We start from the raw sequence: 26,853 nt of genomic DNA on the forward strand, positions 1-26,853 counted from the left end.
CACCGATTCGCTGAGCACCCTTTGAGAGTACGAGCGGACCAGACCAGCCGATGCCAGTAACACTCCTCGACCTGATTCTGCTCGGTGTGATGCTGATCTCGGGCCTGCTCGCCATGGTCCGCGGCTTCATGCGCGAAATCCTGTCGATCGCGGCGTGGGGCACGGCGGCGATCGTGACGCTGTACTCGTTCTCCAAGCTGCTGCCGACCGCAAAGACCTATTTCAACAACGACACCGTCGCGAGCGTGGTGGTCGTCGCCGGCGTGTTCGTCGGTACCCTGATCGTGGTCTCCGTGATCACGGTCCGGATCTCCGACATGATCCTGGATTCGCGGATCGGCGCGCTGGACCGTACCCTCGGCTTCCTGTTCGGGCTGGCGCGCGGGCTTTTGATCGTCGTGGTCGCCTTCCTGTTCTTCACCTGGCTGGTCCCGGACAAGCAGCGCCCGGACTGGGTCACCGGAGCCAAATCCCGCGTGGTGCTCCAGGGAACCGGGGATTGGCTGATGTCCCTCTTGCCGGATGACCCCGAGAACACCATCTTGAAGAGATTCAAGAAAAACAAACCAGATGATGATCAAGCTGACTCCGACCAGCAGCCGGCGGGCAGTGGCGACGGATACAGTAAACCGGCTCGTGACAGCCTTAAGAAGCTGATCGAGAAACCTGCGGCGCGTTGATTTGGCCCCAAAAGAGAGGCGCGGACGAGATGCGAAACCCTGACCAGGACGCCCAGCTTGATCTCGACTTGAACAGGCCCTCGGGCCCGGCCGCGATCGAGCTACAGGACGACCTGGAGGGAGACACGCTGCGCGAGGAATGCGGCGTCTTCGGCATCTATGGACACCCGGACGCCGCCGCCATCACCGCCCTCGGTCTTCACGCCCTTCAGCACCGCGGCCAGGAAGCCGCAGGCATCGTCTCCTACGACGGCAGCCGCTTTCACTCCGAACGCCGCCTCGGCCTCGTCGGCGATACCTTCTCCCGCCGCGAGGTGATCGATCGCCTGCCCGGCAACATGTCGGTCGGCCATGTCCGCTACTCCACCACCGGCGCAACCATCCTGCGCAACGTGCAGCCGCTGTTTGCCGAGCTCAATGCCGGCGGCCTCGCGGTCGCCCACAACGGCAACCTCACCAACGGCCTGACGCTGCGCCGCGAGCTCGTGAAGAGCGGCGCGATGATGCAGTCGACCACCGACACCGAGGTGATCCTGCATCTGGTCGCGCGCTCCAAGCGCGCCCGCTTCATCGAGCGCTACATCGACGCGTTGCGCGAGATCGAAGGCGCCTATGCGCTGGTCTCGCTGACCAACAAGAAGCTGGTCGGCGCGCGCGATCCGCGCGGCATCCGTCCCTTGGTGCTCGGCGAGCTCGACGGCTGCCCGATCCTGACCTCGGAGACCTGCGCGCTCGACATCATCGGCGCGCGCTTCGTCCGCGACATCGAGCCCGGCGAGGTCATCGTGTTCGATGAGAACGGCCAGGACATCCACAAGCCGTTCCCGCCGATCGCGCCGCGGCCCTGCATCTTTGAATACATCTACTTCTCCCGTCCGGATTCCATCGTCCACGGCCGCTCGGTCTACGAGGTGCGCAAGGCCTTCGGCGCGCAGCTCGCACGCGAGAGCCACGTACCCGTTGACGTCGTCGTGCCGGTGCCGGATTCCGGCGTGCCTGCGGCGGTCGGCTACAGCCAGCATTCCGGCGTGCCGTTCGAGCTCGGCATCATCCGCAACCACTATGTCGGCCGCACCTTCATCCAGCCGACGCAGGCGATCCGCGAATCCGGCGTGCGCATGAAGCATTCGGCCAACCGCGCCGCGATCGAAGGCAAGCGCATCATCCTGATCGACGACTCGCTGGTGCGCGGCACCACCTCGAAGAAGATCGTGCGCATGATGCGCGATGCCGGCGCGAAGGAAGTGCACTTCCGTCTCGCGTCGCCCCCGATCCTCTATCCCGACTATTACGGCATCGACCTGCCCGATCGTGGCGGCCTTCTTGCGGCGACGCATTCGCTGGAAGAGATGCGCGAGCTCATCGGCGCCGACTCGCTCGCGTTCCTGTCGATCGACGGCATGTACCGCGCCATGGGCGAGCCCGGCCGCGACCCGGCCAATCCGAAGTTCTCGGACCACTGCTTCACCGGGGCCTATCCGACCCACCTCACCGACCAGACCCAGACCGAGCCGCAGCCGCGGCAATTGTCGCTGCTGGCGGAGGCGAGTTAAACTCGTCGCCCCGGCGAAGGCCGGGGCCCATAACCACAGCTCTTTGTGGTGTGAAGAAAGTTGCAACGACCATCTTCGTGAATCATGACGGTCACGGCGTATGGGTCCCGGCCCCCGTGCGCAATTGCGCACTAGGCCGGGACGACGCTGGATAGAACCTCTCGATGACCAAACCCCTCGCCGACCGCATCGCTCTCGTCACCGGCGCCTCGCGCGGCATCGGTTTCGCCACCGCGCTCGCGCTGGCCAAGGCTGGCGCGCATATCGTGGCGACCGCACGCACGCAGGGCGGGCTGGAAGAGCTCGACGACGAGATCCGGAAAGACGGCGGCAGCGCCACGCTGGTGCCGCTCAACCTCACCGATTCCGACGGCATCGCGCGGCTCGGTGCCGGGCTGCATGAGCGCTACGGCAAGCTCGACATCCTGGTCGGCAATGCCGGCGTGCTCGGCCCCTCCTCGCCGGTCGGCCATATCGAGCTGAAGACCTTCAACGATGTCATGGCCGTCAACGTCTCCGCGAACTTCCAGCTGATCCGCTGCATGGAGCCGCTGCTGAAGCAGTCCGACGCCGGACGTGCCGTGTTCATCACCTCGGGCGCCGCCAACAAGGCGACCGCCTATGTCAGCCCCTACGCCGCCTCCAAGGCCGCGCTGGAGACGCTGGCCCGCGCCTGGGCGCAGGAAACCGCGAACACGAAGCTGCGCGTCAATTTGTTCAATCCCGGCCCGGTCCGCACCCGCATGCGCGCGACCCTGATGCCGGGCGAGGATCCCGCGACACTCGACACGCCCGAGCAGATCGCCGAATTCATCGTCCCGATGTGCGCGCCGGACTGGACCGAGACCGGTAAGTTCTACGATTACAAGACGCGCTCGCTGATGAGCTTCCGCTCGCCGGCTTGATTGACGCGCTAAAGTCCCCGCAGCGCCGAAATGGCGCCTCAACGCATTTTGCCCAATAGTTAACCGGCGGATGACGCTACGACGCAGCGTCATCCGGCTTTAGGCGCATTGCCGCAAGCCGCGGGACAGGCTACGGAGTTGGCCGGATCAAGGCTTCGTCCAAGAAAGCCATCCGCATATTTGACAAGGGAGGAGACCTTTTATGACGACGATGTTCGCGCGCCGCGCCGCGGCCCTGCTGGCCTGTGCCGCCGCTTTCGGTTTTTCATCATCCGCCCACGCCCAGGACAAGACCGTCACGATCGGCGTGCTCAACGACATGTCGAGCCTCTACGCCGACATCGGCGGCCCCGGCTCCGTGGTGGCGGTCAAGATGGCGGTCGAGGATTCCGGCCTCGCCGCGAAGGGCTGGAAGATCGAGGTCGTCAGCGGCGATCACCAGAACAAGCCGGACATCGGCGTCAATATCGCGCGGCAATGGATCGACACCCAGAAGGTCGACATGATCACCGACACGCCGAACTCCGGCGTGGCGCTGGCGGTCAGCAACGTCGCCAAGGAAAAGAACGTCGTCCTGCTCAACAATGGCGGCGCCAGTGCCGACCTCACCGGCAAGGCCTGCAACGCCAACACGATCTCGTATACCTACGACACCTACATGCTCGCCAACGGCACCGGCAAGGCACTGACCAAGGCCGGTGGCGATACCTGGTTCTTCCTGACCGCCGACTATGCCTTCGGCGCCGCGCTCGAGCGCGACACCAGCGCCGTTGTCACCGCGAACGGCGGCAAGGTGCTCGGCGGCGTCAAGCATCCGCTCAACACGTCGGACTTCTCGTCGTTCCTGCTCCAGGCCCAGAACTCCAAGGCCAAGATCGTCGGGCTTGCCAATGCCGGCGGCGACACCACCAACTCGATCAAGCAGGCGGCCGAATTCGGCATCGTTGAGGGCGGCCAGAAGCTCGCCGCGCTCCTGCTGTTCATCAACGACGTCCACTCGCTCGGCCTGAAAACCGCGCACGGCCTGACCTTCACCGAGTCCTTCTACTGGGACCTCAACGAGGGGACACGCGCCTGGTCGAAGCGCTTCCAGGAAAAGACCGCCAACAAGGCGATGCCGTCGATGACGCAGGCGGGCAACTATGCCGGCACGCTGCATTACCTCAAGGCGCTGGAAGCGCTCGGCGGCAATCCGCATGACGGCGCCAAGGTCGTCGCCAAGATGAAGGAAATCCCGACCGACGATCCGCTGTTCGGCAAGGGCCCGCTGCGCGAGGACGGCCGCCGCATCATCCCGGCCTATCTGTTCGAGGTGAAGAAGCCGGAGGAGTCGAAGGGGCCGTGGGACTATTACAAACTGGTCGCGAACATCCCGGCGGAAGATGCCGCCAGGCCGCTCAAGGACAGCGAGTGCCCGCTGGTGAAGAAGTAAGAAGTCGTAGGGTGGGTTAGCCTCGCGGCTACGCGACGCGCAGTCCGCTAGGCGTAACCCACCACTTCTGTTTCTGCAGAGATCAAAGAGGTGGGTTACGCTGCGCTAACCCACCCTACGAAGCCACGAGACTGCCTTCGCCACGCACACCCCCAGCAACAACGTCACGATGGCCGCTTGCGCTTGTGCGCGAAGGGGTTGGCCTTTTCACGAAGCGTGATGCGCACCGGCGTGCCCGGCAGCTCGAACGTCTCGCGCATGGAATTGGTCAAATAGCGCAGATAGGACTGGGGCACCGCGTCGGCGCGCGAGCAGAACAGCACGAAACTCGGCGGACGCGCCTTGTTCTGGGTGATGTAGTTCAGCTTCAGCCGGCGGCCGGACACCGCCGGCGGCGGATTGGCCTGGATGGCCTGCTCGAACCAGCGATTGAGCGCAGATGTCGGAACGCGCCTGTTCCAGACCGCGTAGGCATCCTCGATCGCCTGCATCAGACGATCGATGCCCTCGCCCATCAGGCCGGAGACGGCGACGATCGGCACGCCCTTGACCTGCGGCAGCCAATGGTCGGCATCGCGGCGCAAGCCCGAGATCGCGCCGCCGCCCTTGGTCTCCATCAGATCCCATTTGTTGACGGCGAGCACGACCGCCCGGCCCTCGCGCTCGATCAGATCCGCAATCCGGAGGTCCTGCTCCTCAAAACGGTTCTGCGTGTCCATCATCAGCACGACGACTTCGGCAAAGCGCACCGCGCGCAACGCGTCCGCAACCGACAGCTTTTCCAGCTTCTCCTCGATGCGCGAACGCCGGCGCAGACCCGCGGTGTCGAACACGCGAAAATCGCGGCCCTTCCAGTTGATCTCGACCGCGATGGAGTCGCGCGTCGTACCGGCCTCGGGGCTCGTCAGCAGGCGCTCCTCGCCGAGCAGATGATTGATCAGCGTCGACTTGCCGGCATTGGGCCGGCCGACGATGGCGACCCGGATCGGCCGCGTCGCAGCCTCTTCCTCGGAGAGCGGCGCGTCATCGTCCTCGGCTTCATCCTCGTGGATGGGCTCCGGCATCAGCTTGGCGAGCGCGTCATAGAGTTCGCCCATGCCCTCGCCGTGCTCGGCCGAGATCTGGATGGGATCGCCGAGACCGAGCGCAAAGGCCTCCATCGCGCCGGCGTCGCCATGCTTGCCCTCGCTCTTGTTGGCGACCAGCAGCACGGGCTTGTCGGCGCGGCGGGCGAAATCGGCGAAGGCGCGATCGGTGGGCGTCAGGCCGATGCGGGCATCGATCACGAAGAACAGCGCATCGGCCTGCGCGATCGCGGTCTCGGTCTGCTCCTGCATCCGCGCGGTCAGCGAGCCCTTGGCGCCCTCGTCGAGGCCGGCGGTATCGATGATGGTGAATTCGAGATCGCCGAGCCTGGCCTCGCCCTCGCGGCGGTCGCGGGTGACGCCGGGCAGATCATCGACGAGCGCGAGCTTCTGTCCGACCAGGCGGTTGAACAGCGTCGACTTGCCGACATTGGGGCGGCCGATAATGGCGATCGTAAAGGACATTGGTCATTCGTGCGCCGCGGAGGCTGCGCCTGTCAATTCAGAGAAAAATGTCAGCGCGAGAAGCTGCCGCTCGGCAGCGGCGCCGGGAAAGCGCCTTGCGTCTGCTGTTGCTGGGTGGTCGTGGTCTGGGCCGATTGTGCCGGCTGCTGCGCGGGCTGATCCGGAGGCGGCGCGGTGGTACGCTTGCGGACGATCTTCTGCTTCGGCGGCGGTGCGGCCGGCGCGGGTGCAGCTTCCGGCTGAGCCTCGCCATCGACTTCGCCGGCCGGCGCTTCGGCAGGTGCTGCCGGCTGCCTGGTCTTCTTCGCCTTGGCGGATTTCGACGGCTTTGCAGCCTCAGCAGGCGGCGGCTCGACCGGCAGAGCAGCGACGGCAGGCGCGTTCGGATCCTGCTGCTGCGCGCCCTTGTACATGTCCTTCGGCACGCCCTGCTCGAGGCCCGGCACGCCTTCGGGGAACACCGGCTTGCGGTCGCCAGGCAGCTTCTTCTTGGTGTCGAGCCAATCCATCAGGTCGCTCGGATCGAATCCGCCGCTGGAGCAGCCGCCCAGGAGGCCCGTAAAGGCGATCAGGACGGCGGCTGCGATCAAACGTGGCGTACGGCGCATATCGATATCTCGTCTTAGCTCTTACTTGGCCGTCAGCTTTTGGCGACGGGCGGCAGCAGGGCCTGAAGCGCCTCGGCGCGCGAGCGCAGGCCCGGCGGCGTTTCACCGTCATCGGCGATCGCGTCGAGCCATTTGCGCGCCGCGGTCGTGTCGTTATTGCGCCAGGCCGACAGCGCGAGCATCTCGCGGGCGCTGTGGCGGAAGGTCGATTTGGGTTCAGCGGAAGCTTCAAGCCGCTGCTGCATGTCGGCATAGCTCGCGCTGTCGAGCAGCAAGCCCGCGGCGCGGATCTTCGCCAGATCCTGCCACTCGGAGCCGATGCCGCGATCGGCGGCGATGTCGTCATACATCTTCGCGCCGGCCTTGGGATCACGTGCCGCCGCCTCGGCGGCAGCCCGCAGCCGCGCCAGGGTGCGGTAACCCGATGGCGCCTTGGCGGCAATATCGGCGAAGGCCGCCTCGGCCTCGGTGTGCTTGTTCTGCTCGGACAGCTCGACGGCCTTCTCGAAGAGTGCGCCGGCCTCGGCGGCCTTCTTCGCCTCCAGGTACTGATAGCCGCGCCAGCCGCCCACGGCGGCCACGATCAGCACCATCAGGCCGATGAAGTAGATCGAATAATTGTCCCACAGCTTCTTGAGCTGCTCGCGACGGACTTCCTCGTCGACTTCGTCAAATAATTCAGACACTTAAGCTAATCCCATGCCCGGCCGGGCGCACGCGCCAGATGGTTCGCGTCAAAGTCCCGTCCCCACGTCGCGGCGGCGATACCCTATCGATATGGCGGTGGCAAGGCAAAGCGAGCCCGATCAAGGCGTTAACACGGGGACCGGGATAACCCGGAGGCCGCCCCAGGCTCCTACCACAGCTCCCGCAACTGCCGCTTCAGCACCTTGCCATTGGCGTTGCGCGGCAGCGGATCGGCGGTGATCGCCATTGTCTCCGGCACCTTGTAGTCGGACAGCCGCTCGGCGCACCAGGATCGCAAATCGTCGCTGGCAACGGGCGCACGCGTCACCACCACCGCATGGACGCGCTCGCCCAGCACCGGGCACGGCTTTGCGATGATTGCGCTCTCGACCACGGCGGGATGGCCGGCCAGCACCGATTCGACCTCGGCCGAATAGATCTTCAGGCCGCCGCGGTTGATCATGTCCTTCTGCCGGTCGAACACGCGGACGAAGCCTCCCGCGTCGACCGAGCCGAGATCGCCGGAATGCCAGAAGCCGGCGGTAAAGCTTTCCGCCGTGGCCTTCGGGTTATTCCAATAGCCCTTGATGACGGAAGCACTCTGGATCCAGAGTTCGCCGATCTCGCCGGGCGGCAGCTCGCGCCCGGCGGCATCCATCGCGATGATCCGCGCGCCCGGACAGGGCAGGCCGACGCTGTCGATGTGGCTCGCGGTCAGCTCGCCCGGCATGAGGGTGGACGGCGACGTCGTCTCGGTCGCGCCGTAGCAGTTCGCAAGCTTCAGACCCGGAATCGTCGCCTCGAGCTTCTCGATGGTCGCAACCGGCATCGGAGCGCCGCCAAAGCCGCCGATGCGCCAGCTCGACAGATCGTAGCTGTCGAAATCCGGCTGGAGCAGACAGAGATTGTACATCGCCGGCACCATCACCGTGTAGGTGACGCGTTCGCGCGCGGCGAGCTTGAGATATTCGGCGGCCTTGAACTCCGGCATGATGATCAGCGCGCCGCCGCAGCCGATCATGGTCGTGATGTTGGCGACGACGCCGGTGACGTGCCCGAGCGGCACCGCCGCGATCGATCGATCCGCGTCGGTCAATTCTAGGCAGGACACAAACACCATCGAGGAATGGACGATGTTGCAATGCGCGAGCATCGCGCCCTTCGGCTTGCCGGTCGTGCCAGATGTGTAGAGGATCATCGCGGTATCCTCCTCGCTTGTCTCGACCGGCGTCGGGGCCGGCGCATTGTCCGCGAGCACGGAGAAGCGCGACAAAGCCGGATTGTCGTCGACGGCGATTCGGTGGACCACCTCGGGAACATCCCGCGCATCGGGCAACCGGTCGACAAGCGCCGCCTCGTGGATCAGGATCCTGGCGTCGCAATCGGCGAGCACATAGGCAATCTCCGGCTTCTGTTGTCGCGTGCTGAGCAGCACGGTGACGAGCCCTTCATGCGCGGCGGCAAACAGCAGCAGCGGAAATTCAACGCGATTGCCGAGCAGGATCGCAACGCGATCGCCACGCCGCAAACCGAGCTTGCGGAAGCCCGATGCGATCCGCGTCGCCTGGTCCACGGCCTGCCGCCAGCTCAGCCGGGCATTGCCGCAAATCAGCGCTTCGCCATCGCCGTTGCGCGCGCAGGTTTTCGCGATCATGGCCCAGAGGCTCGCCGGCCGGTCAGAGAAGGCCAGCACCATCCGATCGCCAAAGCGCGCCTCTAACCGCATCGGCGGGATCAGAGATTGCGACCAGTCCATTGGGTGTCCTCGTCTTGTTGCTTTTGTCACCTTCGGCGCATGGGCAGGCGGGTCTCGTCTTGCGCTGATCGGCTAGCCTCCCATCACGGGAACGCCGATCACGACGGGATGGAACGCAAACGCCAGCGCCAGATAGGCGACGATTCCGACGGCGACCGCGATCAAATCGTTGGTGACGCCACCCACCGGAATCGGCGGGCCTCCGGCATCGGTGCGATGCTTCAGCGAAATGCGATCATACACCGCCCAGCCCAGGAACGAGCCGAACAGGATGATGGAGCCGAGGTCGCCATTGGCGAGCAGATGCGCGGCCGCCCACAGTTTGATGCCGGCCAGCATGGGATGCTTCAGCGTCGCATAAATGCGACCACGGAGATACGAGGCGACCACCAGGATGACGGCCGGCAGCATCAGCGCGATCGTAATGTGTTTCATCGCCGTCGGCGGATACCAGACGTCGATCCATCCGGTGGCGCGATAATGGCCAAAGCCCCAGACAATCAGCGCGAGCCCCGCGAGCGACACCAGCGAATAGAGGATCTTGTAGGTCCCCTCGCCCAGCCTCGCGATCGCCTCCGCGCGCGCGTCACGTTTCGTTGTGAAAATATGGGCCGCGAAAAACAGCACGAGCCCCAGGATCATGACCAGCAGACCCACGACATCCTCCCCTCAACCAGCGCCCCCGCTTATGGCGTATCATCGATTGGCGGAGGATCGCAACTGATGCGCTACTTGCCGATCTCGCGATTGTCGACATAGCGGATCGCGATCGGCCGCCCCGCCAGGGCGCCGCCGAGGCCGCTGGTGAACTTCAGCGGCAGGCAGGCGTTCAATGACGAATTGATCGCATTCAGATAGGTCGTGCGGGTATCGGCCGGAACGCCTACAGTCGCAAAGGTCAGGCGCGGCGGGCCGATCAGGCCGCCCGTCTTGTTGAAGCTGAAGCGCACCGACATCTGCATCCCCGCCCGCGCGTTATCTGATGGCGGCGACCAGCAGGTGCGCAGCTCGGCGAATAGGTCGCCGATCGTGTCGAGATCGTGATCCGGCTTCTGGTACTTGGCGCGATCGGCGTCGGCCGGCACGCTCTCGATGGTGAGCTGGAGATTCTCACCATAGGGGTAATCGATCTCGGGAATGCAGGGGCCGTGATCCAGCGGGCTGCAATAGGACGGCGTGCAGGGTCGATTGTCGAGCACGCTGCACGGCTCATGCGCAAACGGGATGGGATTGATCTGCCGACGCTGCGCGTCGGAGGCAACCGTCGAGACGGCCAGCAGGGCGAGAACAAGGATGTAGCGCCACATGGTGTGAGCCCATAATGCCACACTGCAAACGTGGCATTATGGGCGAACGCGTCAAGACCACGGCCGTTCACATGCTCGCGCTCAATTCGCGGAGATGGGCACCCTACCCCTTCTTCTTCACGTCCTTGACGTTGGCGAACTCGATGCCCTCGGCACGTTCCCTGGTATAGCCGAGATAGAACTCATTCCTGGCGAGGTACACGGGATCGCCGTCGACATCGTCGGCGATGCTCGAGGTGTTGGCGGCGACGAAGGTGTCGAGCTTCTTGCGATCCTCCGAGGAGATCCAGCGGGCGAGCTGGAACTCGCTGACCTCGAACTCCACCGGAAGCGAATATTCCGCGTCCAGCCGCGCCTTCAGCACGTCGAGCTGAAGCGCGCCGACGACGCCGACCAGCGCCGGCGCACCATCGCGCGGCCGGAACACCTGCACGACGCCCTCTTCCGACATCTGCTGAAGCGCTTCCTTCAGCTTCTTCGCCTTCATCGCGTCAGTCAGACGCACGCGACGGACGATTTCCGGCGCAAAGCTCGGCACGCCGACGAAGTTGAAATCCTCGCCCTCCGTCAGCGTGTCGCCGATCCGCAGCGTTCCGTGGTTGGGAATACCGACGACGTCGCCGGCGAAGGCCTCGTCCGCAACCGAACGGTCCTGCGCAAAGAAGAATTGCGGGCTCGACAGCGGCATGCTCTTGCCGGTGCGCACCAGCTTGGCCTTCATGCCGCGGCTGAGTTTTCCCGAGCACAGCCGCGCAAACGCAATGCGGTCGCGGTGGTTCGGATCCATGTTGGCCTGGATCTTGAACACGAAGGCGCTCATGCGCGGATCGGTGGCTTCGACCTTGCGCTGGTCGCTCTCCTGCGCGCGCGGCTCGGGCGCGAACTTGCCGAGGCCTTCCAGGAGGTCGCCGACGCCGAAATTGCGGAGCGCACTGCCGAAATAGACCGGTGTCAGATGGCCCTCACGAAACGCATCGAGCTCGAACGGCTTTGAGGCCTCGGTGACGAGCTCGAGCTCGTCCTTCACCGCGGAGACGTCAAGATTGGCATTGAGCTTGGCAAGCTCGGCGATCTCGATCTGCTGCGCCGCGCCGGTCTTGGCGCCGCCGCCTTCGAGCAGGCGCACGCCGCCATCGACGACGTCATAGGTGCCGAGGAAGTCGCGGCCGCGGCCGACCGGCCAGGTCATCGGCGTGGTGTCGAGCGCCAGCGTCTTCTCGATCTCGTCCAAAAGCTCGAAAACGTCCCGGCTCTCACGGTCCATCTTGTTGATGAAGGTGATGATCGGAATGTCACGCAAGCGGCAGACCTCGAACAGCTTTCGCGTCCGCGCCTCGATGCCCTTGGCGGCGTCGATCACCATGACGGCGGAATCGACCGCCGTGAGCGTGCGATAGGTGTCTTCCGAAAAGTCCTCGTGACCCGGCGTGTCCAGCAGGTTGAAGACGAGGCCCTCGAACTCGAAGGTCATGACCGAGGTCACGACCGAGATGCCGCGCTCGCGCTCGATTTTCATCCAGTCCGAGCGGGTGTTGCGCCGCTCGCCCTTGGCCTTGACCTGGCCGGCGAGATTGATGGCGCCGCCGAACAGCAAGAGCTTCTCGGTCAGCGTGGTCTTACCGGCGTCCGGGTGCGAGATGATCGCAAAGGTGCGCCTGCGCGATACTTCGGCGGCAAGCGGGGAACGGGCCGGCGATTCGGCTGTGGTGGCGATGTCGGACATGGCGGGAGCGTTTGGCAGGGAAAATGGGCCTGATCAAGCCTCATTTGGTGATTGCAGAGCCCTTCAGCTAGCCCCATATCGCCCTTTGGGAGGGACGGCCCTCCCCCTCTGATCGTCGCCGGGATTGCCGGGCTGACACTCGTTTTCCGATCGGAGATGAGCTTCAAAACGGCCAACCTGTCAGGAGCTTAGAGCGACCGCCGGAAGTAATGCGCGATCTCACCGACGACGCCACGACGGAAGGTGAGCACGCAGATCACGAAGATCGAGCCCTGGATCACCGTCACCCACTGACCAAAACCCGCCAGATATTGCTGCATGGCGATGATCGCGAAGGCACCGACGACGGGCCCGAAGATGGTGCCGAGGCCGCCAACCAGCGTCATCAGCACGACTTCGCCCGACATCGACCAGTGCACGTCGGTGAGCGAGGCATTCTGCGCCACGAACACCTTCAGCGAACCGGCGAAACCGGCCACCGTGCCCGAGAGCACGAACGCCAGAAACTTGTACTGATCGGTCCGGTAGCCCAGCGAGATCGCGCGCTGCTCGTTCTCGCGGATCGACTTCAGCACCTCGCCGAACGGCGAGTTGATGATGCGATAGATCAGTAGGAAGCCGGCGAGGAAGCCGACGAGAACGACATAGTAGAGCACGGTCGGCTTGGTGAGATCGAAGACGCCGAACATGTGCCCCTGCGGAATGCCCTGGATGCCGTCCTCACCATGAGTGAACGGCGCTTGCAGATAGATGAAATACAACAGCTGCGACAGCGCCAGCGTGATCATCGAGAAATAGATGCCCTGCCGACGGATCGAGATGTAACCGGTGATGATCGAGAGGACGAAAGCGCCGGCGACACCGACGAGGATGCCGAGTTCCGGCGGCAGCCCCCACACTTTCAGCGCATGCGCGCTGCAATAGCCGGCCGTTCCCAAGAACATCGCGTGGCCGAACGACAGCAGACCGCCATAGCCGATCAGAAGATTGAAGGCACAGGCGAGCAGCGCGAAGCACAGCGCCTGCATCACGAAGAATGGATAGATGCCGGTGAACGGCACCGAAGCGAGCAGCAACGCCATCGCCACGAATACGATCATCTCATCGCGCATCGCGCGCGGGGTCATCGGCAGCGTGTCGTCCGTCAAGGCTGTCATATCAGGCCGCCCTTCCCGTCAATCCCGTTGGCTTCACCAAGAGCACCAGCACCATCAGCACGAACACGACGGTGTTCGAGGCCTCGGGATAAAAATACTTGGTCAGGCCCTCGATCACGCCGAGTGCAAAACCCGTGATGATCGATCCCATGATCGATCCCATACCGCCGATCACCACCACGGCGAACACAACGATGATGAGGTCGGCGCCCATCAGCGGTCGGACCTGGTTGATCGGCGCCGACAGCACGCCGGCGAGCGCGGCAAGGCCGACACCCAGGCCATAAGTCAGCGTGATCATCCGCGGCACGTTGATGCCGAAGGCGCGCACCAGCGTCGGATTTTCGGTGGCGGCACGCAGGTAGGCGCCGAGCCGGGTCTTCTCGATCAGGAACCAGGTGGCCAGACACACGACCAGCGAGAAGATGACGACCCAGGCGCGATAGATGGGCAGGAACATGAAGCCGAGATTCATGCCGCCCCTGAGCTGGTCCGGAATGGAGTAAGGCAGGCCCGACGATCCGAAATAGTTCTGGAACACGCCCTGCACGATCAGCGCGATGCCGAACGTCAGAAGCAGGCCGTAGAGATGGTCGAGCCCGGTCAGCCATTGCAGCATGGTCCGTTCCAGGATCATGCCGAAGATGCCGACCACGATCGGTGCGATGATCAACGCTGGCCAGTAGCCGATACTGAGGTAATCATTGTTGAGCAGGAAATACGCCACGAACGCGCCCATCATGTAGAGCGCGCCATGCGCGAAATTGATGATGTTGAGCATGCCGAAGATCACGGCAAGCCCGAGACTGAGCAGCGCGTAGAACGAGCCGTTGATCAGTCCCACCAGTAGCTGTGCATAGAGAGCCTGCATCGATCCCGCACCCAGTCCCTTCGGCGTTCCCCAGATAACGCCCGCCGGCTCATCGCCGGCGGGCAGTTGCTCTTACTTCTTCAAAAGCGCGCACTTGCTTTCGGACAGCGGCGTGAAGGCCTGATCGCCCGGCACCGTGCCGACGAGCTTGTAGAAGTCCCACGGTCCCTTGGACTCGGAGGGCTTCTTCACCTCGAACAGATAAGCATTGTGGATGGTGCGGCCGTTGGGCTGGATCTCGCCCTTGCCGAACAGCTCGTCCTCGGTCGGCATCGACTTCATCTTCTCGACCACCTTGACGCCGTCATGCGGATTGCCACCCATCGCTTCCAGCGCCTTCAGATAGTGGCGCACGCCCGCATAGACGCCCGCCTGCACCATGGTCGGCATCGCGCCGTTCTTCATCTTCTCGGAGAACTTCTTGGAGAAGGCCCGGGTCTGGTCGTTCATGTCCCAGTAGAAGGTCTCGGTGAAGTTGAGGCCCTGAGCGGTCTCGAGACCGATCGCCTTGACGTCAGTGAGGAACAACAGCAGCGCCGCCAGCTTCTGGCCGCCCTTGACGATACCGAACTCCGCCGCCTGCTTGATGGTGTTGGTGGTATCACCGCCGGCATTGGCAAGGCCGATGATCTTGGCCTTGGAGGCCTGCGCCTGGAGCAGAAACGACGAGAAGTCCGGCGTGTTGAGCGGGTGCTTGACCCCGCCCACCACCTTGCCGCCATTGGCCGTGATGACGGCGGTGGTGTCGCGCTCGAGCGCGGCGCCGAAGGCATAGTCGGCGGTCAGGAAGAACCAGGTGTCGCCGCCGGCCTTCACCAGCGCCTGGCCCGTTGTGTGGGCCAGCATGTAGGTGTCGTACGTCCAGTGCACGGTGTTGGGCGAGCACTGCGCGTTGGTGAGGTCCGAGGTCGCCGCCCCCGAATTGATGTAGACGCCGTTCTTTTCCTTGACGACGTTGTTGACCGCGAGCGCCACGCCGGAGTTTGGCACGTCGACGATGATGTCGACCTTGTCGACGTCGAACCACTGCCGCGCGATCGCGGTGCCGATGTCGGGCTTGTTCTGGTGATCGCCCGAGATGATGTCGATCTTCCAGCCCTTCGCAGCGAGGCCGGAATCCTCGACGGCCATTTGCGCGGCCAGAGTCGAGCCGGGCCCGCCGAGGTCGGCGTAGAGGCCCGACTGATCTGACAGCGCGCCGATCTTGACGCTCTTGTCCTGCGCGGATGCAACACCGGCTGCGGCAAATGTCAGTGCGGTGGTCAGCAGAAACGACGCAATCGACTTTGTCTTCATGCTACTTCCCTTGTGAATTGTCTCTTGGCCTTACTACCTTGGGCCGTACTAGACGCCGAGATAGGTGTGGAGCTTGTCCATGTTGGCGGCAAGCTCGGAGTTGGAAAATCCGTCAATGATCTTGCCATGTTCGACGACGTAATAGCGGTCGGCGACGGTGGAGGCGAAGCGGAAGTTCTGCTCGACCAGGAGGATGGTAAAGCCCTCCTTCTTGAGCCGCGCGATGGTGTGGCCGATCTGCTGGATGATGACCGGGGCGAGACCCTCGGTCGGCTCGTCCAGCATCAGGAAGCTCGCGCCGGTGCGCAGGATGCGCGCGATCGCGAGCATCTGCTGCTCGCCGCCGGACAGCTTGGTGCCCTGGCTGTTGAGCCGCTCCTTCAGGTTCGGAAACAGGTCGAAGATCTGCTCGAGCGGCAACCCGCCCTGCCGCACCACCGGCGGCAGCAGCAAATTCTCGCGCACGTCGAGACTGGAGAAGATTCCCCGCTCCTCCGGGCAGAACGCGATGCCCATGCGCGCGATCTTGTCGGAGGTCGCGCGGATGATTTCCTGGTTGTTGAATTTGATCGAGCCGGCGCGCTTGCCGATGATGCCCATGATCGACTTCAGCGTGGTGGTCTTGCCGGCGCCATTGCGTCCCAGCAGCGTGACGACCTCGCCCGCATTCACGTCGAAATTGATCCCGTGCAGGATGTGGGATTCGCCGTACCAGGCTTCCAGGTTGCGCACCTGGAGGATGTTGCCGCCGGTCGCAGCCTTTGCCGGAGCCTCGGCCATCGCAGTGTCAGGCATGACCGGCTCCCAGATAGGCTTCCTTGACGCGCTCGTCCTTGGTGAGCTCGGTGTAATGGCCCTGCGCGAGCACCTGCCCGCGTGTCAGCACGGTGATGATGTCGGACAGATTGGCCACGACGCTCAGATTATGCTCGACCATCAGGATGGTGTATTTCGCCGAAATGCGCTTGATCAGCGCCGCGATCTTGTCGATGTCCTCGTGGCCCATGCCCGCCATCGGTTCGTCCAGAAGCATCATTTCCGGATCGAGCGCCAGCGTGGTCGCGATCTCGAGCGCGCGCTTGCGTCCATAGGGCATCTCGACCGCCGGCGTATTGGCGAACTCGCTGAGGCCGACGTCGTTCAACAGTTCGCGGGCGCGGTCGTTAAAGCGATTGAGCACCGATTTCGAACGCCAGAAATCAAACGAGCTGCCGTGCTGGCGCTGGAGCGCGACACGAACGTTTTCCAGCGCGGTCATGTGCGGAAACACCGCCGAGATCTGGAACGAACGCACCAGCCCCAAGCGCGCGACGTCGGCCGGCGCCATCGCGGTGATGTCCTGCCCCTTGTACAGGATTTTGCCGGCAGACGGCCTGAGGAACTTGGTCAGAAGATTGAAGCACGTCGTCTTGCCGGCCCCGTTCGGACCGATCAACGCGTGAATACTCCCACGGCGAACCTTGAGCGCGACGTCGCGGACGGCGAAGAAGCCCGCGAACTCCTTGGTCAAGCCTTCCGTTTCGAGAATGAACTCATCGGCCAAACAGATTTCCCCCCGCCCGCGCGGCGCGCGTGGCTTCCTTGTTGCTTCGGCTTTCCGGGGGGCCTTGGAGCCTTCCCGGAATGTCGCCTCCGGGCGCGGAATATGCCGGAGGTGACGGGGGTTAGGCAAGGCGGAAAGCTGAGCAGGTCAGGCCTCCGGCCGGGAGACTTATGCTCCCTTAGTCGGAGGTGTTTTGACGTCGCGCCTGCCCGGCCCTCCGGTTCGCAAAGCGCCGGTCATCAAGCCGTCGTTAACGGTCTTTGGCCGCGCGCGCCAGCCTTCATCAAAAATTTTCCCGCAAGCCCCATCATGCCCGGGTTTCTATCTGCCTGGGAATATTGTTTTGGATTTCACAAGCGCCGCTCCCTCCATCGTCAAGTCGATCAAGCAACGTGATCTCCTCAACACGTGGCTGCGACTCTATGCGCGCCAGCAGATTGCGCCGGCGATCTGGGAGTATCAGCCCGCGCGGCTCGAGGAAGAGCTGTCCGATCTCATCTATTATACGGTCGACCATTCGACGCCGACGCCGCGCCTGACCATTCAGAGCGAAGGCTCGCGCATCTCGCGCGCCTACGGGCATACCGGCAAGGGTATCCTGCTGAACGACTATGTCGGGCCGCGGCTCGCGCCCTTCGTGATGCCGGTCTATCACGAATGCGTCGCGCGCGGCCTTCCGGTCTACAGTGTTGCCGATGTCGACGACATCTACGGCCGCGTCGTCGCCTATGAACGGCTGCTGCTGCCGTTCCTGACCTACGACAAGGTCAGCCACGTCATTGCTTCGCTCAAAACGTTCTGCGAGGACGGCGGCTTCGAGATCAAGAATCTGATGCGCGGAAATGACGCTCCGCCGCGCCCCAAGCTGCGCGTCGTGATCGAGCACGACCTTTTCCACCGCGCGCCCGGCCGCATCGCGCCAGCTGAATTGATCGAATTCGCCGATCAGCCCGGCGCGAGCGTCACCTCCGAGATCATAGAGCTGAATTAGCCCTTGCGCGATTTGGCGCCGACTTCCTTCTCATAGATATCCGGCTTGAAGCCAACCAGCAGCTTGCCGCCGATTTCGAGCACCGGTCGCTTGATCATCGATGGTTGCGCTAGCATCAGCGCCAGCGCCTTCTTCTCGGTCAAGCCGTCCTTGTCGGCCTCGGGCAGCTTCTTGAAGGTCGTGCCGGCGCGATTGAGCAATGTCTCCCAGCCGAGCTTGTCGCTCCACTGCCTGAGCTTGTCCTTCTCCACGCCCGCCGCCTTGTAGTCGTGGAACTCGTAGGCGACGCCGTGGGTGTCGAGCCAGGTGCGCGCTTTCTTCATGGTGTCGCAGTTCTTGATGCCGTAGATGATGTTGGGCAAGACGTCCCTCACGCATGCGTCGTGTAATGCCGCGACGTTGTACGAAACTCCGGTTCACGCGACAATATCGCGAACGAACCTGTGGAATTCCTGGACAGATATATCATGCACGTCACCCACGATCCCGCCGCAGCCGCGTCGTCGATCATCGACTTCAACACCTTCCTCGCGGTCGATATCCGCGTCGGCACGATCGTCGATGCCAAACCGTTTCCGGAGGCGCGCAAGCCCGCCTGGCGGCTGTGGATCGATTTCGGTCCCGCGATCGGCGTGCGCAAGAGCTCGGCGCAGATCACCGAAAATCACCCGATCGAGACGCTCGTGGGACAACAGGTCGCGGCCGTCGTCAACTTCCCGCCGCGCCAGATCGGACCGGTCGTCTCGGAGGTGCTGACACTCGGTTTCCCCGACGCCGACGGCAAGGTCGTGCTGATGCAGCCGAGCAAGCCGGTGCCGAACGGCGGGCGGCTGTTCTAGCGGCGGACATCGCCTTCGCAGCCCGGCCAGTCATCGCCTCATCCGTGTGTTTCGTCCGCCAAGCCTGTCCGGGCTTGACCAAAATCCTATGCTCCAATATAAATGACTGACTGATTGTTTTTTATATATTAAGCTTTGTTCAGGCTGATTTCGGCGAATCTGAAAAACGATCGATCTGTCATTTATTTATGGACAGGACGGATGCCCAAGATCAGCGACAAGAAGCGCGAAGACCGGCGCCAGCAGATCCTCGAAGCTGCTCTCGCCTGCTTCTCCGATGACGGCTTTCACCAGACCGGCATGGCCGACATCGTGAAACGGTCGGGCCTGAGCCACGGCGCGGTCTATCTCTACTTCCAGAGCAAGGACGACCTGATCGAGGCGCTGGCCGACGACCGGCATCGGCGCGAGGCCGTGCTCAACTCGGTCGCGCAAGGGTCCGGCGATCCGATCGAAGGACTTCACGCGCTGGTCCGCGTCTACGCGCAATGGCTGACCGATCCCGCCGGCGAAGCGCGGCGCCGCGTCGGCATCCACGGCTGGGCCGAGGCGCTGCGCAACCGCCGCGTCCGCACCAGCGTCATCGAGGGCACCGACATGCCGCGCGCCCTGATCGTGGCGCTGGTCGAGCGTGGCCAGCATGACGGGCTCATGAAGCGCGACCTCGCTGCGGACGCCATCGCGCGCGTGCTGATGGCGATCTTCCATGGCCTTGTGCTGCAAAAATGCTGGGGCGAGAACTTGGACGTAGAGGCCTGCACGACGGCGGTCGGCCGCGTCATCGATGGATTTCGCATGACCAAGCCGGACGTCAGGCGACGAACCAGGGCTTGAGCGATGTTTGTGACCCACGACCTGCTCGCAGGAATCGGCGTCGGCCTCATCAGCGGGCTGGCATCGGGCTTCACAGGCACGAGCCCGGGCGGCGGCCTTGTCATTTTCTCCGTGCTGCTGCTCGGCGCGGAGCAGCACATGGCCCAGGGCACATCGCTGATCGCGCAGGTGCCGCCGACGGGCCTCGCCGGTGTACGCCGTTACTGGCAGAGCGGCAATCGCAGCCCGCTGCAATGGATCGTCTGGATCGGCATCGGATTCCTCGTTGGCGGCGCGGGCGGCGGCTACGCCGCAGCCGCCGTATCCGACGCGATCCTGCAATGGACCTACGTCGTCTACCTCGTCGCGCTGATCGCTGCGCTGGTGCTCCGCCGTGACCGCAAGGACGGCAGCCACGAGGCTGACAATCCCAAGGAATTGCCCTGGCTCCCGCTCTTCCTCATCGGCATGCTGGCGGGCTTTTCCTCCGGCTTCATGGGCATCGGCGGCGGCCTCGCGATCACGGTCGGCCTCGCCGCCGGGCTCCGTGTGCCGCAGCATCAGGCGCAACTCGTCAGCCTGATCTTCTCGATTATCCCGACCAATATTCCGGCGGCCTGGATCTACTGGAGCAAGGGGGTCATGGTCGGCTGGCCGGCCATCATCGGCATTCTTGCCGGCCTCTGGATCGGCACCGATTCCGGTGCGCGCATGGCCAATGGCGTCAGCAAATCGGTGCTGCGCCGGACCATGATCGCCCTCGTCGCGCTGATGGCAATCTACATGACCTACAAGGCGCTGAACTGATCTCAAGGCCGCTTCGGAATGTTCAGCCCGCGCTGCACGGCGGGGCGCGCCAGCCCGCGTTCAAGCCAGGCACCGACCGACTTGAACTGGCTGAACTCGACGAGGTCGCCCGCGCCGTAGAAGCCGACGAGATTGCGCACCCAGCCGAGCATGGAGATGTCGGCGATGGTATACTCGTCATCCATGAACCATTGCCGGCCGGCAAGATGCGTCTCCATCACGCCGAGCAGGCGCTTGGCCTCGCTTACGTAGCGGTCCCGCGGCCGCTTGTCCTCGAAATCCTTGCCGGCGAATTTGTGGAAGAAGCCGACCTGGCCGAACATCGGCCCGATGCCGCCCATCTGGAAATGCACCCACTGGATGGTCTGGTAGCGGCGCGCGGCATCGAGCGGCAGCAGCATGCCGGTCTTCTCCGCGAGGTATTGCAGCATCGCCCCGGACTCGAACAGCGGCAGCGGCTTGCCGCCGGGACCGTTGGGGTCGAGCATCGCCGGGATCTTGCCGTTCGGATTGAGTGAAAGGAATTCCGGCGTCTTCTGGTCGTCCTTGCCGAAATCGACGAGGTGGACCTCGTAAGGCAGTCCGGTCTCTTCCAGCATGATCGAGACCTTGACGCCGTTCGGCGTCGGCAAGGAATAGAGCTGGAGCAACTCGGGATGCTTGGCCGGCCAGCGCTTGGTGATGGGAAAGGCGGAGAGATCGGACATCGGAACCTTCGATCCAAAGTTGAGGCGCATCTAATCTAGGCGAGGCGTCGCATGACGCAAGCGTCAGTAGTTGATTTCCATCCGCAATCCGCGTGGATCCTCTTCCCCGCCGATACGCTCCTTGCTGTCGCGAGCGGCGACTGCGCAAGCACAGGCGTCGATGAGATCATCGCGGCCGATGCCGGTGCGGTGACGCCACGTCAGCCATTTCGGCAACCGCGTGAACCCGCGTTGCGCCAGCACGGCGATGCGTTGCTCGCGCCCTTGCGCCGATGTCTTCTTGGCAAGCCGGACCCGACCTGCCAGATTCCAGAAGATCAATTCCGGATGCGCTTCGCCGATCGTCGCTTGCCGTTCCGGTGTCATGAACTCGTCGACCTCCCTCAGCTTGTCCCTGATATTCCAGAGTTGCGCCGACACACCCTTGTCGTCACGCTGCCAGTAGTCCTCATTCGCCGTTGCCATGTCTGAAAACAGCCAGAGACCCCGGCGCGCGCCCAGGAAGACGGCGGGACCGACCAATTTGCGCGCCTCCTCGTCGCAGCGACGGTAGCCACTCGCTTCTAATCCGATCGGCATGTCGATCATCGCGCGCGCATGCGGCATCACGAGCAGTCGCGTGAGACCCGGCGAATAATCAAACCCGTGATCGCCGCGATCGTCGATCCAGGCTGCGACCCAGCCGAAGCGAAATCCATCGAGGCCGAGATAGCTTGGCACGCTCTCCATCCACATCCTGTCGTCAGTGTCTTGAAATTTTCACACGCGTCTCGCTTGACATCCGCAAGTTGCAGGCGTATTTCCCGCGGCCTCGCGAGCACTTCCGTTCGTGAAATCGATGAACCCGATGATGAAGCACAGCTACGAAAGATTTGCGCGACTGTCGAACGGCCTACGGCCGATCGATTGCGCATGCCCGGCTCATGGGAGCGATCTTGCCTGACCGCAAGATCGACAGTCCGCTTCTCACGGACCCTCCCGAGCCTGCCGCTCCGGAGGGTTTTTTCTTGCCCACCGTGCGGCCCGTTCGAACATCCCGGCATTGGCCGGAACGGGAGACCCGGATCCCGGGGGCTCGCGCTCGAGAAGCGCGTGCCCAAATGCGCGGGGCCTGCCGGAGGGAACAAGGCGATGAGCCGGACACCGATGGCAGAGCGAACCCGAATGGTTCGCAACATGCGGCGCGTCGACAGCGCCGCGATCGAATTTTTGTAAATCGGTTTGCCGCGAGGCTCGCGGCTCAACCGACGCTGGTGGTGAAGATTTCGGATACTTCCTCCACGGTAAAGCGGGTTCGAACCCCGCCTTTGACACACGCACCGGGATGCGACCTCGGGAGAGGCTTGCACGCGGCCCGGCGCAGGATCCGTCCGCAAGGACGGCGCCTGTGTTGTCGTCACTGAGAGCCGAGATCGCCTGTTCCCCAGCGTACCCATCAACGGCCGGCGCGAAAGCATCGGCCTGGCGGTGGTGAAGATGTCTGTTACTTCGTCTGTGAAACGACCGCCCCTTCGGGGCAGCGACAGCATCGCCCGTTCCCCGCCAACCCCATCACGGTCCGTGGTGAAGATTTCTGTTACTTCGCCTATCACGCGAGAGGTCGCGGGTTCGAATCCCGCCCGGTGTACCATGCACCGGTAGCTCAGTGGCCAGAGCGCTTTCCGGCAAGCTTTCGCTTGCCGGGTCTCAGCAATCGCCCGTTCCCGGATCGTGACCCTTTCGTCGCCACCGCCGGTGGTGAAGAGCGCTGTTACTTCGCTGTCGGAGGTTCGAGCCCTCCCGGACACTTGTCCGTAGCTCAGTTGGTAGAGCACGATCAGCCTCGCTTGTTCCCCGGCACCTGTTTTCATTCCATCATCAACCCAGAGGAGGCCGTCATGGTCAGGCTCAACAAGATCGTTCGTGCCTTCACGCGTGAGGGCGCGCGCGCCGTTCGCTTCACGCCCGAGATAGAGCTGAAGCGCGCGCTGATGAACTGCCTCCTGTGGGAGAACCAGTTCTACGAGGACGGCATCGCCATCGCCGACCGCATCAAGGCACTCGTGCCCAAGGTCGCTCCTGCCCGCGTCGCGCAGCTTGCGATCGAGGCGCGCGAGGTGATGAAGCTGCGGCATGCGCCGCTGCTCGTCGTTCGCGAGATGGCGCGCAGCGAAAAGCACCGCGCGCTCGTCGCCGACACATTGGCTCAGGTGATCCAGCGTCCCGACGAGATGACGGAGCTGCTTGCGATCTACTGGGCGGATGCGCTCGGCCCGCAGCAGCAGCGCAAGCGTCAGCCGGTTTCGGCGCAGGTGAAGAAGGGTCTCGCTCGCGCGCTGACCAAGTTCGACGCCTATCAGCTCGCCAAGTACGACCGCGACGGCGCGGTGCGCATCAGGGACGTGCTGTTCCTGGTGCACGCCAAGCCGAAGGACGCCGATCAGGAGAAGCTGTGGAAGCAGCTCGTCGATGGCGAGCTCGCCTCCCCCGACACCTGGGAGGTTTCGCTCTCGGCCGGCAAGAGCAAGCGCGAGACCTTCGAACGGCTGATCGCCGAGCGGAAGCTCGGCGGCCTGGCGCTGCTGCGCAACCTGCGGCTGATGCAGAACGCAGAAGTGCCGCGCGAGACCATCGCGGCCGCGATCGAGGCGATGCGGACGGATCGTATCCTGCCCTATCGCTTCATCACGGCGGCGCGCTATGCGCCGGATTTCGAGCCCGAGCTCGAGACCGCGATGCTCAAGTCGGTCAAGGACCATGTGCGGCTTCCCGGTCGCACCCGGCTCCTGATCGACGTGTCGGGCTCGATGTTCGCAACCCTCTCCGCGCAGTCGGAAATGACGCGCGCGGAGGCGGCGTGTGGTCTGGCCATCCTCGCCCGCGAGATCTGCGACGAGGTCGAGATCTTCACCTTCTCCGACAGGGTGGTGAAGGTCCCTCCGCGCCGCGGTTTCGCGCTCAGGGATGCGATCATCAACTCGCAGCCTCACAGCGGCACTTGGCTCGGCAAGGCCGTGACGGAGATCGACCGCAAGGGCGATCGCCTGATCGTCTTCACCGACGAGCAGAGCCACGACCGGGTGCCCGAGCCCAAGGCGCGCGGCACCATCGTGAACGTGGCCTCGTATCAGCACGGTGTCGGATACGGCGACTGGACCCGCGTCAACGGCTTCTCTGAGGCCGTGGTCGCGTGGATCGCGGCGTCGGAGACAGCGCTGAACTGATGCGCAACGACGACGGCTCCGGACGCGAGATGCGCCCGGGGCCTCCAAAATCCCTGAAATGATCCGCGCGCACCGTCTATGCTGCGCGTGGAATGCGAAGGACCCAGGACCATGCGACGATCCGATCCCTACATGGAGCGCGCCCGAGAGCTCTGCCTCGCCGCCGGCGTCGATCCCGACTCGCGCGTCGGCGAAGGACGCGGTCAGCCGGCCTGGTGCTCGTACCGGGACGCTGCACGCCAGGAGCATCTTGCCCGCGAAGCCAGTGCTGCCGCGAGCGAGATCGCGAATCTGCGCCCGCAGGAGGCACGCTTCCAGAATGCGCCGCTGAAAATCTTCGGCCCGCATGAGGAGGCGACCATCGCGCAGATGCGCAACTGCATGGCGGTCGGCAATGTCGTGTCCGGCGTCATCTGCGCCGACGGCCATCTCGGCTACGCCCAGCCGGTCGGCGGGGTCATCGCCTATGAGAAGCAGATCAGCATCTCCGGCGTCGGCTTCGACATCGGCTGCGGCAACATGGCGGCACGGCTCGATACCCGCTTCGACGACATTGCGGAGATCGTCCCTACGATCATCCGCGACGTTGCGAAAGTGATCTCGTTCGGCGTCGGCCGTGCCAACGCGGAACGCGCCGAGCACGCGCTGTTCGACGACGGCGATGCCTGGCGCGAGAGCGACATGGAGGCCTACCGCCAGAAGGCGGTGAGCCAGCTCGGCACGGTCGGCTCGGGCAACCACTATGTCGACCTCATGCGCGACGAGGAAGGCTTTGTCTGGATCGGCGTCCACTTCGGTAGCCGCGGTCTCGGGCACACCTCTGCGACGCGCTACCTCAAGGCCGCCGGCGGCAAGGACGGCATGAACGTCCCGCCCGCCGTGGTCGACGAGGACTCCGAGCTCGGCCGCCGCTACATCGCGGCGATGCAACTCGCCGGACGTTACGCTTATGCGGGCCGTGAGTGGGTGGTCGAGCGCGTCCGCCAGATCATCGGCGGCCGCGTGACCGAGAGCGTGCACAACCACCACAATTATGCCTGGCGTGAGACCCACGACGGGCGCGATCTGTGGGTGGTGCGCAAGGGCGCGACGCCTGCGTTTCCCGGCCAGAAGGGATTCGTCGGCGGCTCGATGGGCGACGACGCCGTCATTCTCGAAGGCGTCGACAGCCCCGAGGCCAAGGCTTCGCTTTATTCGACCGTGCACGGCGCCGGCCGCCTGTTCGGGCGCAAGGAAGCGAAGCGGCGCTTCTCGCGCGCGGAAATGGATCACTGGCTCAACGAGCGTGGCGTCACCCTGATCGGTGCCGACCTCGACGAGAGTCCGATGGCCTATCGCCGCCTGCCGGACGTGCTCGCGCAGCACGCCGGCACCGTGAAGGTGCTGCACACGCTGCGGCCGTTCGCTGTCGCCATGGCCGGCGACGGCGAGTTCGATCCGTGGAAGGACTAACGCGAACCGCAGGCGGGAGGCATTGCCTCCCGCCTGCATCATTTATGTTGCTCCCTTCTTCGATTTTGCTCGAACAACCGCTGCGCCAGCAGCGCATGGCGAGCGAACGCCAGGAAGGCGTTAGCCTCGACTGGCGCCAGCGCCACGAAAACGGGAATGCCTCCCTCCCTGAATGGGTTGAAATGGATATAACGACGACTCGGCCGCGGGAAGCGCAACTCCGGCGAGGCCTCGACCGTACCGATCACGTCCCCATTTTTGTTTCGCGTCGTGTTCGTCGCGGCGTGAGCAACACAACGAAAACCGCTGCAATCCTCGCGGCAAGATCTCGTTAAGGGCGCGACCTTTAGCCTCACACCCATGTTCAGCGTATCTTCAATCTCATCATGGGTGACCGGTAATGACCTCGATCTCTTCAACCTCCACCAGTACTTATTCTTCCCCACTCGACCTCCTTAAGAGCGAGCTCACCAAGGAGGTCTCGGCGGGCACCATCAGCTCAAGCGACGAATCCGCGCTGTCGTCCGCGCTCGACGACATCGATTCGTCGCTCAAGAGCAGCGCATCAAGCTCGAGCTCCTCGTCGCCGCCCTCGCCCGACGAGATGCAATCCAAGGTGGACGACCTCATCCAGAGCGAGGTGTCGAGCGGCAAGCTGACCAGCGACCAGGCGAGCGAACTGAAGAACGTGTTCGCCAACACCTTCTCCAGCGCAAATGGCGCCGGCGGCCCGCCTCCGCCGCCGGACGGAAGCAGCGACTCGTCAAGCACGAGCAGCACGGACTCCACCTCCTCGTCCAGTTCCTCCTCAAGCTCCTCCTCCGCGACCACCGAGGATCTGATGAAAGAGCTAATCTCGCTGCTTCAGAACGCGACCAGCCAGTCGACCTCCTACAGCTCCAGCGGCAACAGCAACTCGTCCTCGGCGAGTTCGCTGCTGGTCGACTACAAGACCTGATGTCAACGGCCAGGC

The 26,853-nt window shown here is 63.9% G+C and carries 27 protein-coding genes; 11 read left to right on the top strand and 16 right to left on the bottom strand.

Annotation, left to right across the window (positions count from 1 at the left end):
* Positions 1-50: 50 nt before the first annotated feature.
* From IC761_RS20935 to IC761_RS20950, 4 genes are all read left to right on the top strand, one after another.
* Positions 51-680: a CvpA family protein gene (locus tag IC761_RS20935; RefSeq protein ID WP_195798524.1), complete on the top strand. Its 630-nt coding sequence runs from the start codon at positions 51-53 to the stop codon at positions 678-680.
* Between the two features lie 29 nt (positions 681-709).
* Positions 710-2,233, top strand: a complete 1,524-nt coding sequence (purF, locus tag IC761_RS20940) for an amidophosphoribosyltransferase (RefSeq protein ID WP_195798525.1) — start codon at positions 710-712, stop codon at positions 2,231-2,233.
* A gap of 164 nt (positions 2,234-2,397) precedes the next feature.
* Positions 2,398-3,138: an SDR family NAD(P)-dependent oxidoreductase gene (locus IC761_RS20945; protein ID WP_195798526.1), complete on the top strand. Its 741-nt coding sequence runs from the start codon at positions 2,398-2,400 to the stop codon at positions 3,136-3,138.
* A gap of 202 nt (positions 3,139-3,340) precedes the next feature.
* A complete protein-coding gene (locus tag IC761_RS20950; protein WP_195798527.1) occupies positions 3,341-4,570 on the top strand; it encodes an ABC transporter substrate-binding protein in 1,230 nt (409 codons plus the stop codon).
* A 164-nt stretch (positions 4,571-4,734) separates the two neighbouring features.
* On the opposite strand, the gene der is transcribed toward IC761_RS20950, so the two are convergent.
* From der to IC761_RS21010, 12 genes are all read right to left on the bottom strand, one after another.
* Positions 4,735-6,120, bottom strand: a complete 1,386-nt coding sequence (gene der / locus IC761_RS20955; RefSeq protein WP_195798528.1) for a ribosome biogenesis GTPase Der — start codon at positions 6,118-6,120, stop codon at positions 4,735-4,737.
* Between the two features lie 50 nt (positions 6,121-6,170).
* Positions 6,171-6,728, bottom strand: coding sequence for a hypothetical protein (locus IC761_RS20960; RefSeq protein WP_195798529.1), 558 nt, complete (start codon positions 6,726-6,728; stop codon positions 6,171-6,173).
* A 32-nt stretch (positions 6,729-6,760) separates the two neighbouring features.
* A complete protein-coding gene (locus IC761_RS20965; RefSeq protein WP_195798530.1) occupies positions 6,761-7,414 on the bottom strand; it encodes a tetratricopeptide repeat protein in 654 nt (217 codons plus the stop codon).
* Between the two features lie 170 nt (positions 7,415-7,584).
* A complete protein-coding gene (locus IC761_RS20970) occupies positions 7,585-9,171 on the bottom strand; it encodes a class I adenylate-forming enzyme family protein (protein ID WP_195798531.1) in 1,587 nt (528 codons plus the stop codon).
* Between the two features lie 72 nt (positions 9,172-9,243).
* Positions 9,244-9,828, bottom strand: a complete 585-nt coding sequence (locus IC761_RS20975; protein WP_195798532.1) for an NnrU family protein — start codon at positions 9,826-9,828, stop codon at positions 9,244-9,246.
* 71 nt (positions 9,829-9,899) lie between these two features.
* Complete coding sequence (locus IC761_RS20980) at positions 9,900-10,478, bottom strand: UCP034077 family protein (protein ID WP_195798533.1); 579 nt, start codon at positions 10,476-10,478, stop codon at positions 9,900-9,902.
* Positions 10,479-10,581: 103 nt separating this feature from the next.
* Entirely contained in the window at positions 10,582-12,201 is a 1,620-nt protein-coding gene (locus IC761_RS20985) for a peptide chain release factor 3 (RefSeq protein ID WP_195798534.1), read from the bottom strand.
* Positions 12,202-12,389: 188 nt separating this feature from the next.
* Positions 12,390-13,358 carry a branched-chain amino acid ABC transporter permease gene (locus tag IC761_RS20990; protein ID WP_195798535.1) on the bottom strand — a complete coding sequence of 323 codons (969 nt, stop codon included), beginning with the start codon at positions 13,356-13,358 and terminating at the stop codon, positions 12,390-12,392.
* Between the two features lies 1 nt (position 13,359).
* The gene (locus tag IC761_RS20995; RefSeq protein WP_195798536.1) at positions 13,360-14,229 is read right to left on the bottom strand and encodes a branched-chain amino acid ABC transporter permease; all 870 of its coding nucleotides are present in this window, start codon (positions 14,227-14,229) and stop codon (positions 13,360-13,362) included.
* Positions 14,230-14,301: 72 nt separating this feature from the next.
* Positions 14,302-15,525 carry an ABC transporter substrate-binding protein gene (locus IC761_RS21000; RefSeq protein ID WP_195798537.1) on the bottom strand — a complete coding sequence of 408 codons (1,224 nt, stop codon included), beginning with the start codon at positions 15,523-15,525 and terminating at the stop codon, positions 14,302-14,304.
* 48 nt (positions 15,526-15,573) lie between these two features.
* Positions 15,574-16,320: an ABC transporter ATP-binding protein gene (locus IC761_RS21005; protein WP_195798538.1), complete on the bottom strand. Its 747-nt coding sequence runs from the start codon at positions 16,318-16,320 to the stop codon at positions 15,574-15,576.
* Positions 16,313-17,068: an ABC transporter ATP-binding protein gene (locus IC761_RS21010; RefSeq protein ID WP_195798539.1), complete on the bottom strand. Its 756-nt coding sequence runs from the start codon at positions 17,066-17,068 to the stop codon at positions 16,313-16,315. Before IC761_RS21010 ends, IC761_RS21005 begins: the two co-directional genes overlap by 8 nt.
* 343 nt (positions 17,069-17,411) lie before the next feature.
* Here IC761_RS21010 and IC761_RS21015 point away from each other — a divergent pair, with 343 nt between their 5' ends.
* Positions 17,412-18,059 carry a hypothetical protein gene (locus IC761_RS21015; protein ID WP_195798540.1) on the top strand — a complete coding sequence of 216 codons (648 nt, stop codon included), beginning with the start codon at positions 17,412-17,414 and terminating at the stop codon, positions 18,057-18,059.
* Here the strand turns inward: IC761_RS21015 and IC761_RS21020 are convergent.
* Positions 18,056-18,421, bottom strand: a complete 366-nt coding sequence (locus IC761_RS21020; protein ID WP_195804729.1) for an ArsC family reductase — start codon at positions 18,419-18,421, stop codon at positions 18,056-18,058. The genes IC761_RS21015 and IC761_RS21020 overlap by 4 nt on opposite strands.
* A gap of 105 nt (positions 18,422-18,526) precedes the next feature.
* Between IC761_RS21020 and IC761_RS21025 the strand changes: the two genes are divergently transcribed.
* The 3 genes from IC761_RS21025 (at position 18,527) to IC761_RS21035 (ending at position 20,518) form a co-directional block, all read left to right on the top strand.
* Positions 18,527-18,898: a tRNA-binding protein gene (locus tag IC761_RS21025; protein WP_195798541.1), complete on the top strand. Its 372-nt coding sequence runs from the start codon at positions 18,527-18,529 to the stop codon at positions 18,896-18,898.
* 201 nt (positions 18,899-19,099) lie between these two features.
* Positions 19,100-19,732, top strand: coding sequence for a TetR/AcrR family transcriptional regulator (locus tag IC761_RS21030; protein WP_195798542.1), 633 nt, complete (start codon positions 19,100-19,102; stop codon positions 19,730-19,732).
* A gap of 3 nt (positions 19,733-19,735) precedes the next feature.
* Complete coding sequence (locus IC761_RS21035; RefSeq protein ID WP_195798543.1) at positions 19,736-20,518, top strand: sulfite exporter TauE/SafE family protein; 783 nt, start codon at positions 19,736-19,738, stop codon at positions 20,516-20,518.
* Positions 20,519-20,520: 2 nt separating this feature from the next.
* On the opposite strand, the gene IC761_RS21040 is transcribed toward IC761_RS21035, so the two are convergent.
* Positions 20,521-21,225 carry a glutathione S-transferase family protein gene (locus IC761_RS21040; protein WP_195798544.1) on the bottom strand — a complete coding sequence of 235 codons (705 nt, stop codon included), beginning with the start codon at positions 21,223-21,225 and terminating at the stop codon, positions 20,521-20,523.
* Positions 21,226-21,288: 63 nt separating this feature from the next.
* Positions 21,289-21,945, bottom strand: coding sequence for a DUF429 domain-containing protein (locus IC761_RS21045; RefSeq protein ID WP_195798545.1), 657 nt, complete (start codon positions 21,943-21,945; stop codon positions 21,289-21,291).
* Positions 21,946-23,102: 1,157 nt separating this feature from the next.
* Between IC761_RS21045 and IC761_RS21050 the strand changes: the two genes are divergently transcribed.
* Together IC761_RS21050 and IC761_RS21055 are read left to right on the top strand one after the other, a co-directional pair.
* Complete coding sequence (locus IC761_RS21050; protein ID WP_195798546.1) at positions 23,103-24,428, top strand: TROVE domain-containing protein; 1,326 nt, start codon at positions 23,103-23,105, stop codon at positions 24,426-24,428.
* A gap of 111 nt (positions 24,429-24,539) precedes the next feature.
* Positions 24,540-25,880 carry an RtcB family protein gene (locus tag IC761_RS21055; protein ID WP_195798547.1) on the top strand — a complete coding sequence of 447 codons (1,341 nt, stop codon included), beginning with the start codon at positions 24,540-24,542 and terminating at the stop codon, positions 25,878-25,880.
* A 38-nt stretch (positions 25,881-25,918) separates the two neighbouring features.
* On the opposite strand, the gene IC761_RS21060 is transcribed toward IC761_RS21055, so the two are convergent.
* Positions 25,919-26,128, bottom strand: a complete 210-nt coding sequence (locus tag IC761_RS21060) for a hypothetical protein (RefSeq protein ID WP_195798548.1) — start codon at positions 26,126-26,128, stop codon at positions 25,919-25,921.
* A 152-nt stretch (positions 26,129-26,280) separates the two neighbouring features.
* Between IC761_RS21060 and IC761_RS21065 the strand changes: the two genes are divergently transcribed.
* Positions 26,281-26,838 carry a hypothetical protein gene (locus IC761_RS21065; protein WP_195798549.1) on the top strand — a complete coding sequence of 186 codons (558 nt, stop codon included), beginning with the start codon at positions 26,281-26,283 and terminating at the stop codon, positions 26,836-26,838.
* The last annotated feature ends 15 nt before the right edge of the window (positions 26,839-26,853 follow it).

The organism is Bradyrhizobium commune, assembly GCF_015624505.1.
GTDB lineage: Bacteria > Pseudomonadota > Alphaproteobacteria > Rhizobiales > Xanthobacteraceae > Bradyrhizobium > Bradyrhizobium commune.

Bases quoted from the DNA above. Each gene is read 5' to 3' on its own strand.
- IC761_RS20935 (WP_195798524.1), top strand. From the start codon at position 51: ATGCCAGTAACACTCCTCGACCTGATTCTGCTCGGTGTGATGCTGATC.
- IC761_RS21050 (WP_195798546.1), top strand. From the start codon at position 23,103: ATGGTCAGGCTCAACAAGATCGTTCGTGCCTTCACGCGTGAGGGCGCG.
- der (WP_195798528.1), bottom strand. From the start codon at position 6,120: ATGTCCTTTACGATCGCCATTATCGGCCGCCCCAATGTCGGCAAGTCG.
- IC761_RS21030 (WP_195798542.1), top strand. From the start codon at position 19,100: ATGCCCAAGATCAGCGACAAGAAGCGCGAAGACCGGCGCCAGCAGATC.
- IC761_RS20990 (WP_195798535.1), bottom strand. From the start codon at position 13,358: ATGACAGCCTTGACGGACGACACGCTGCCGATGACCCCGCGCGCGATG.
- IC761_RS20960 (WP_195798529.1), bottom strand. From the start codon at position 6,728: ATGCGCCGTACGCCACGTTTGATCGCAGCCGCCGTCCTGATCGCCTTT.
- IC761_RS21065 (WP_195798549.1), top strand. From the start codon at position 26,281: ATGACCTCGATCTCTTCAACCTCCACCAGTACTTATTCTTCCCCACTC.
- IC761_RS20995 (WP_195798536.1), bottom strand. From the start codon at position 14,229: ATGCAGGCTCTCTATGCACAGCTACTGGTGGGACTGATCAACGGCTCG.
- IC761_RS20950 (WP_195798527.1), top strand. From the start codon at position 3,341: ATGACGACGATGTTCGCGCGCCGCGCCGCGGCCCTGCTGGCCTGTGCC.
- IC761_RS20945 (WP_195798526.1), top strand. From the start codon at position 2,398: ATGACCAAACCCCTCGCCGACCGCATCGCTCTCGTCACCGGCGCCTCG.
- IC761_RS21005 (WP_195798538.1), bottom strand. From the start codon at position 16,320: ATGCCTGACACTGCGATGGCCGAGGCTCCGGCAAAGGCTGCGACCGGC.
- IC761_RS20970 (WP_195798531.1), bottom strand. From the start codon at position 9,171: ATGGACTGGTCGCAATCTCTGATCCCGCCGATGCGGTTAGAGGCGCGC.
- IC761_RS21040 (WP_195798544.1), bottom strand. From the start codon at position 21,225: ATGTCCGATCTCTCCGCCTTTCCCATCACCAAGCGCTGGCCGGCCAAG.
- IC761_RS20980 (WP_195798533.1), bottom strand. From the start codon at position 10,478: ATGTGGCGCTACATCCTTGTTCTCGCCCTGCTGGCCGTCTCGACGGTT.
- IC761_RS21035 (WP_195798543.1), top strand. From the start codon at position 19,736: ATGTTTGTGACCCACGACCTGCTCGCAGGAATCGGCGTCGGCCTCATC.
- IC761_RS21025 (WP_195798541.1), top strand. From the start codon at position 18,527: ATGCACGTCACCCACGATCCCGCCGCAGCCGCGTCGTCGATCATCGAC.
- IC761_RS20985 (WP_195798534.1), bottom strand. From the start codon at position 12,201: ATGTCCGACATCGCCACCACAGCCGAATCGCCGGCCCGTTCCCCGCTT.
- IC761_RS21055 (WP_195798547.1), top strand. From the start codon at position 24,540: ATGCGACGATCCGATCCCTACATGGAGCGCGCCCGAGAGCTCTGCCTC.
- purF (WP_195798525.1), top strand. From the start codon at position 710: ATGCGAAACCCTGACCAGGACGCCCAGCTTGATCTCGACTTGAACAGG.
- IC761_RS21000 (WP_195798537.1), bottom strand. From the start codon at position 15,525: ATGAAGACAAAGTCGATTGCGTCGTTTCTGCTGACCACCGCACTGACA.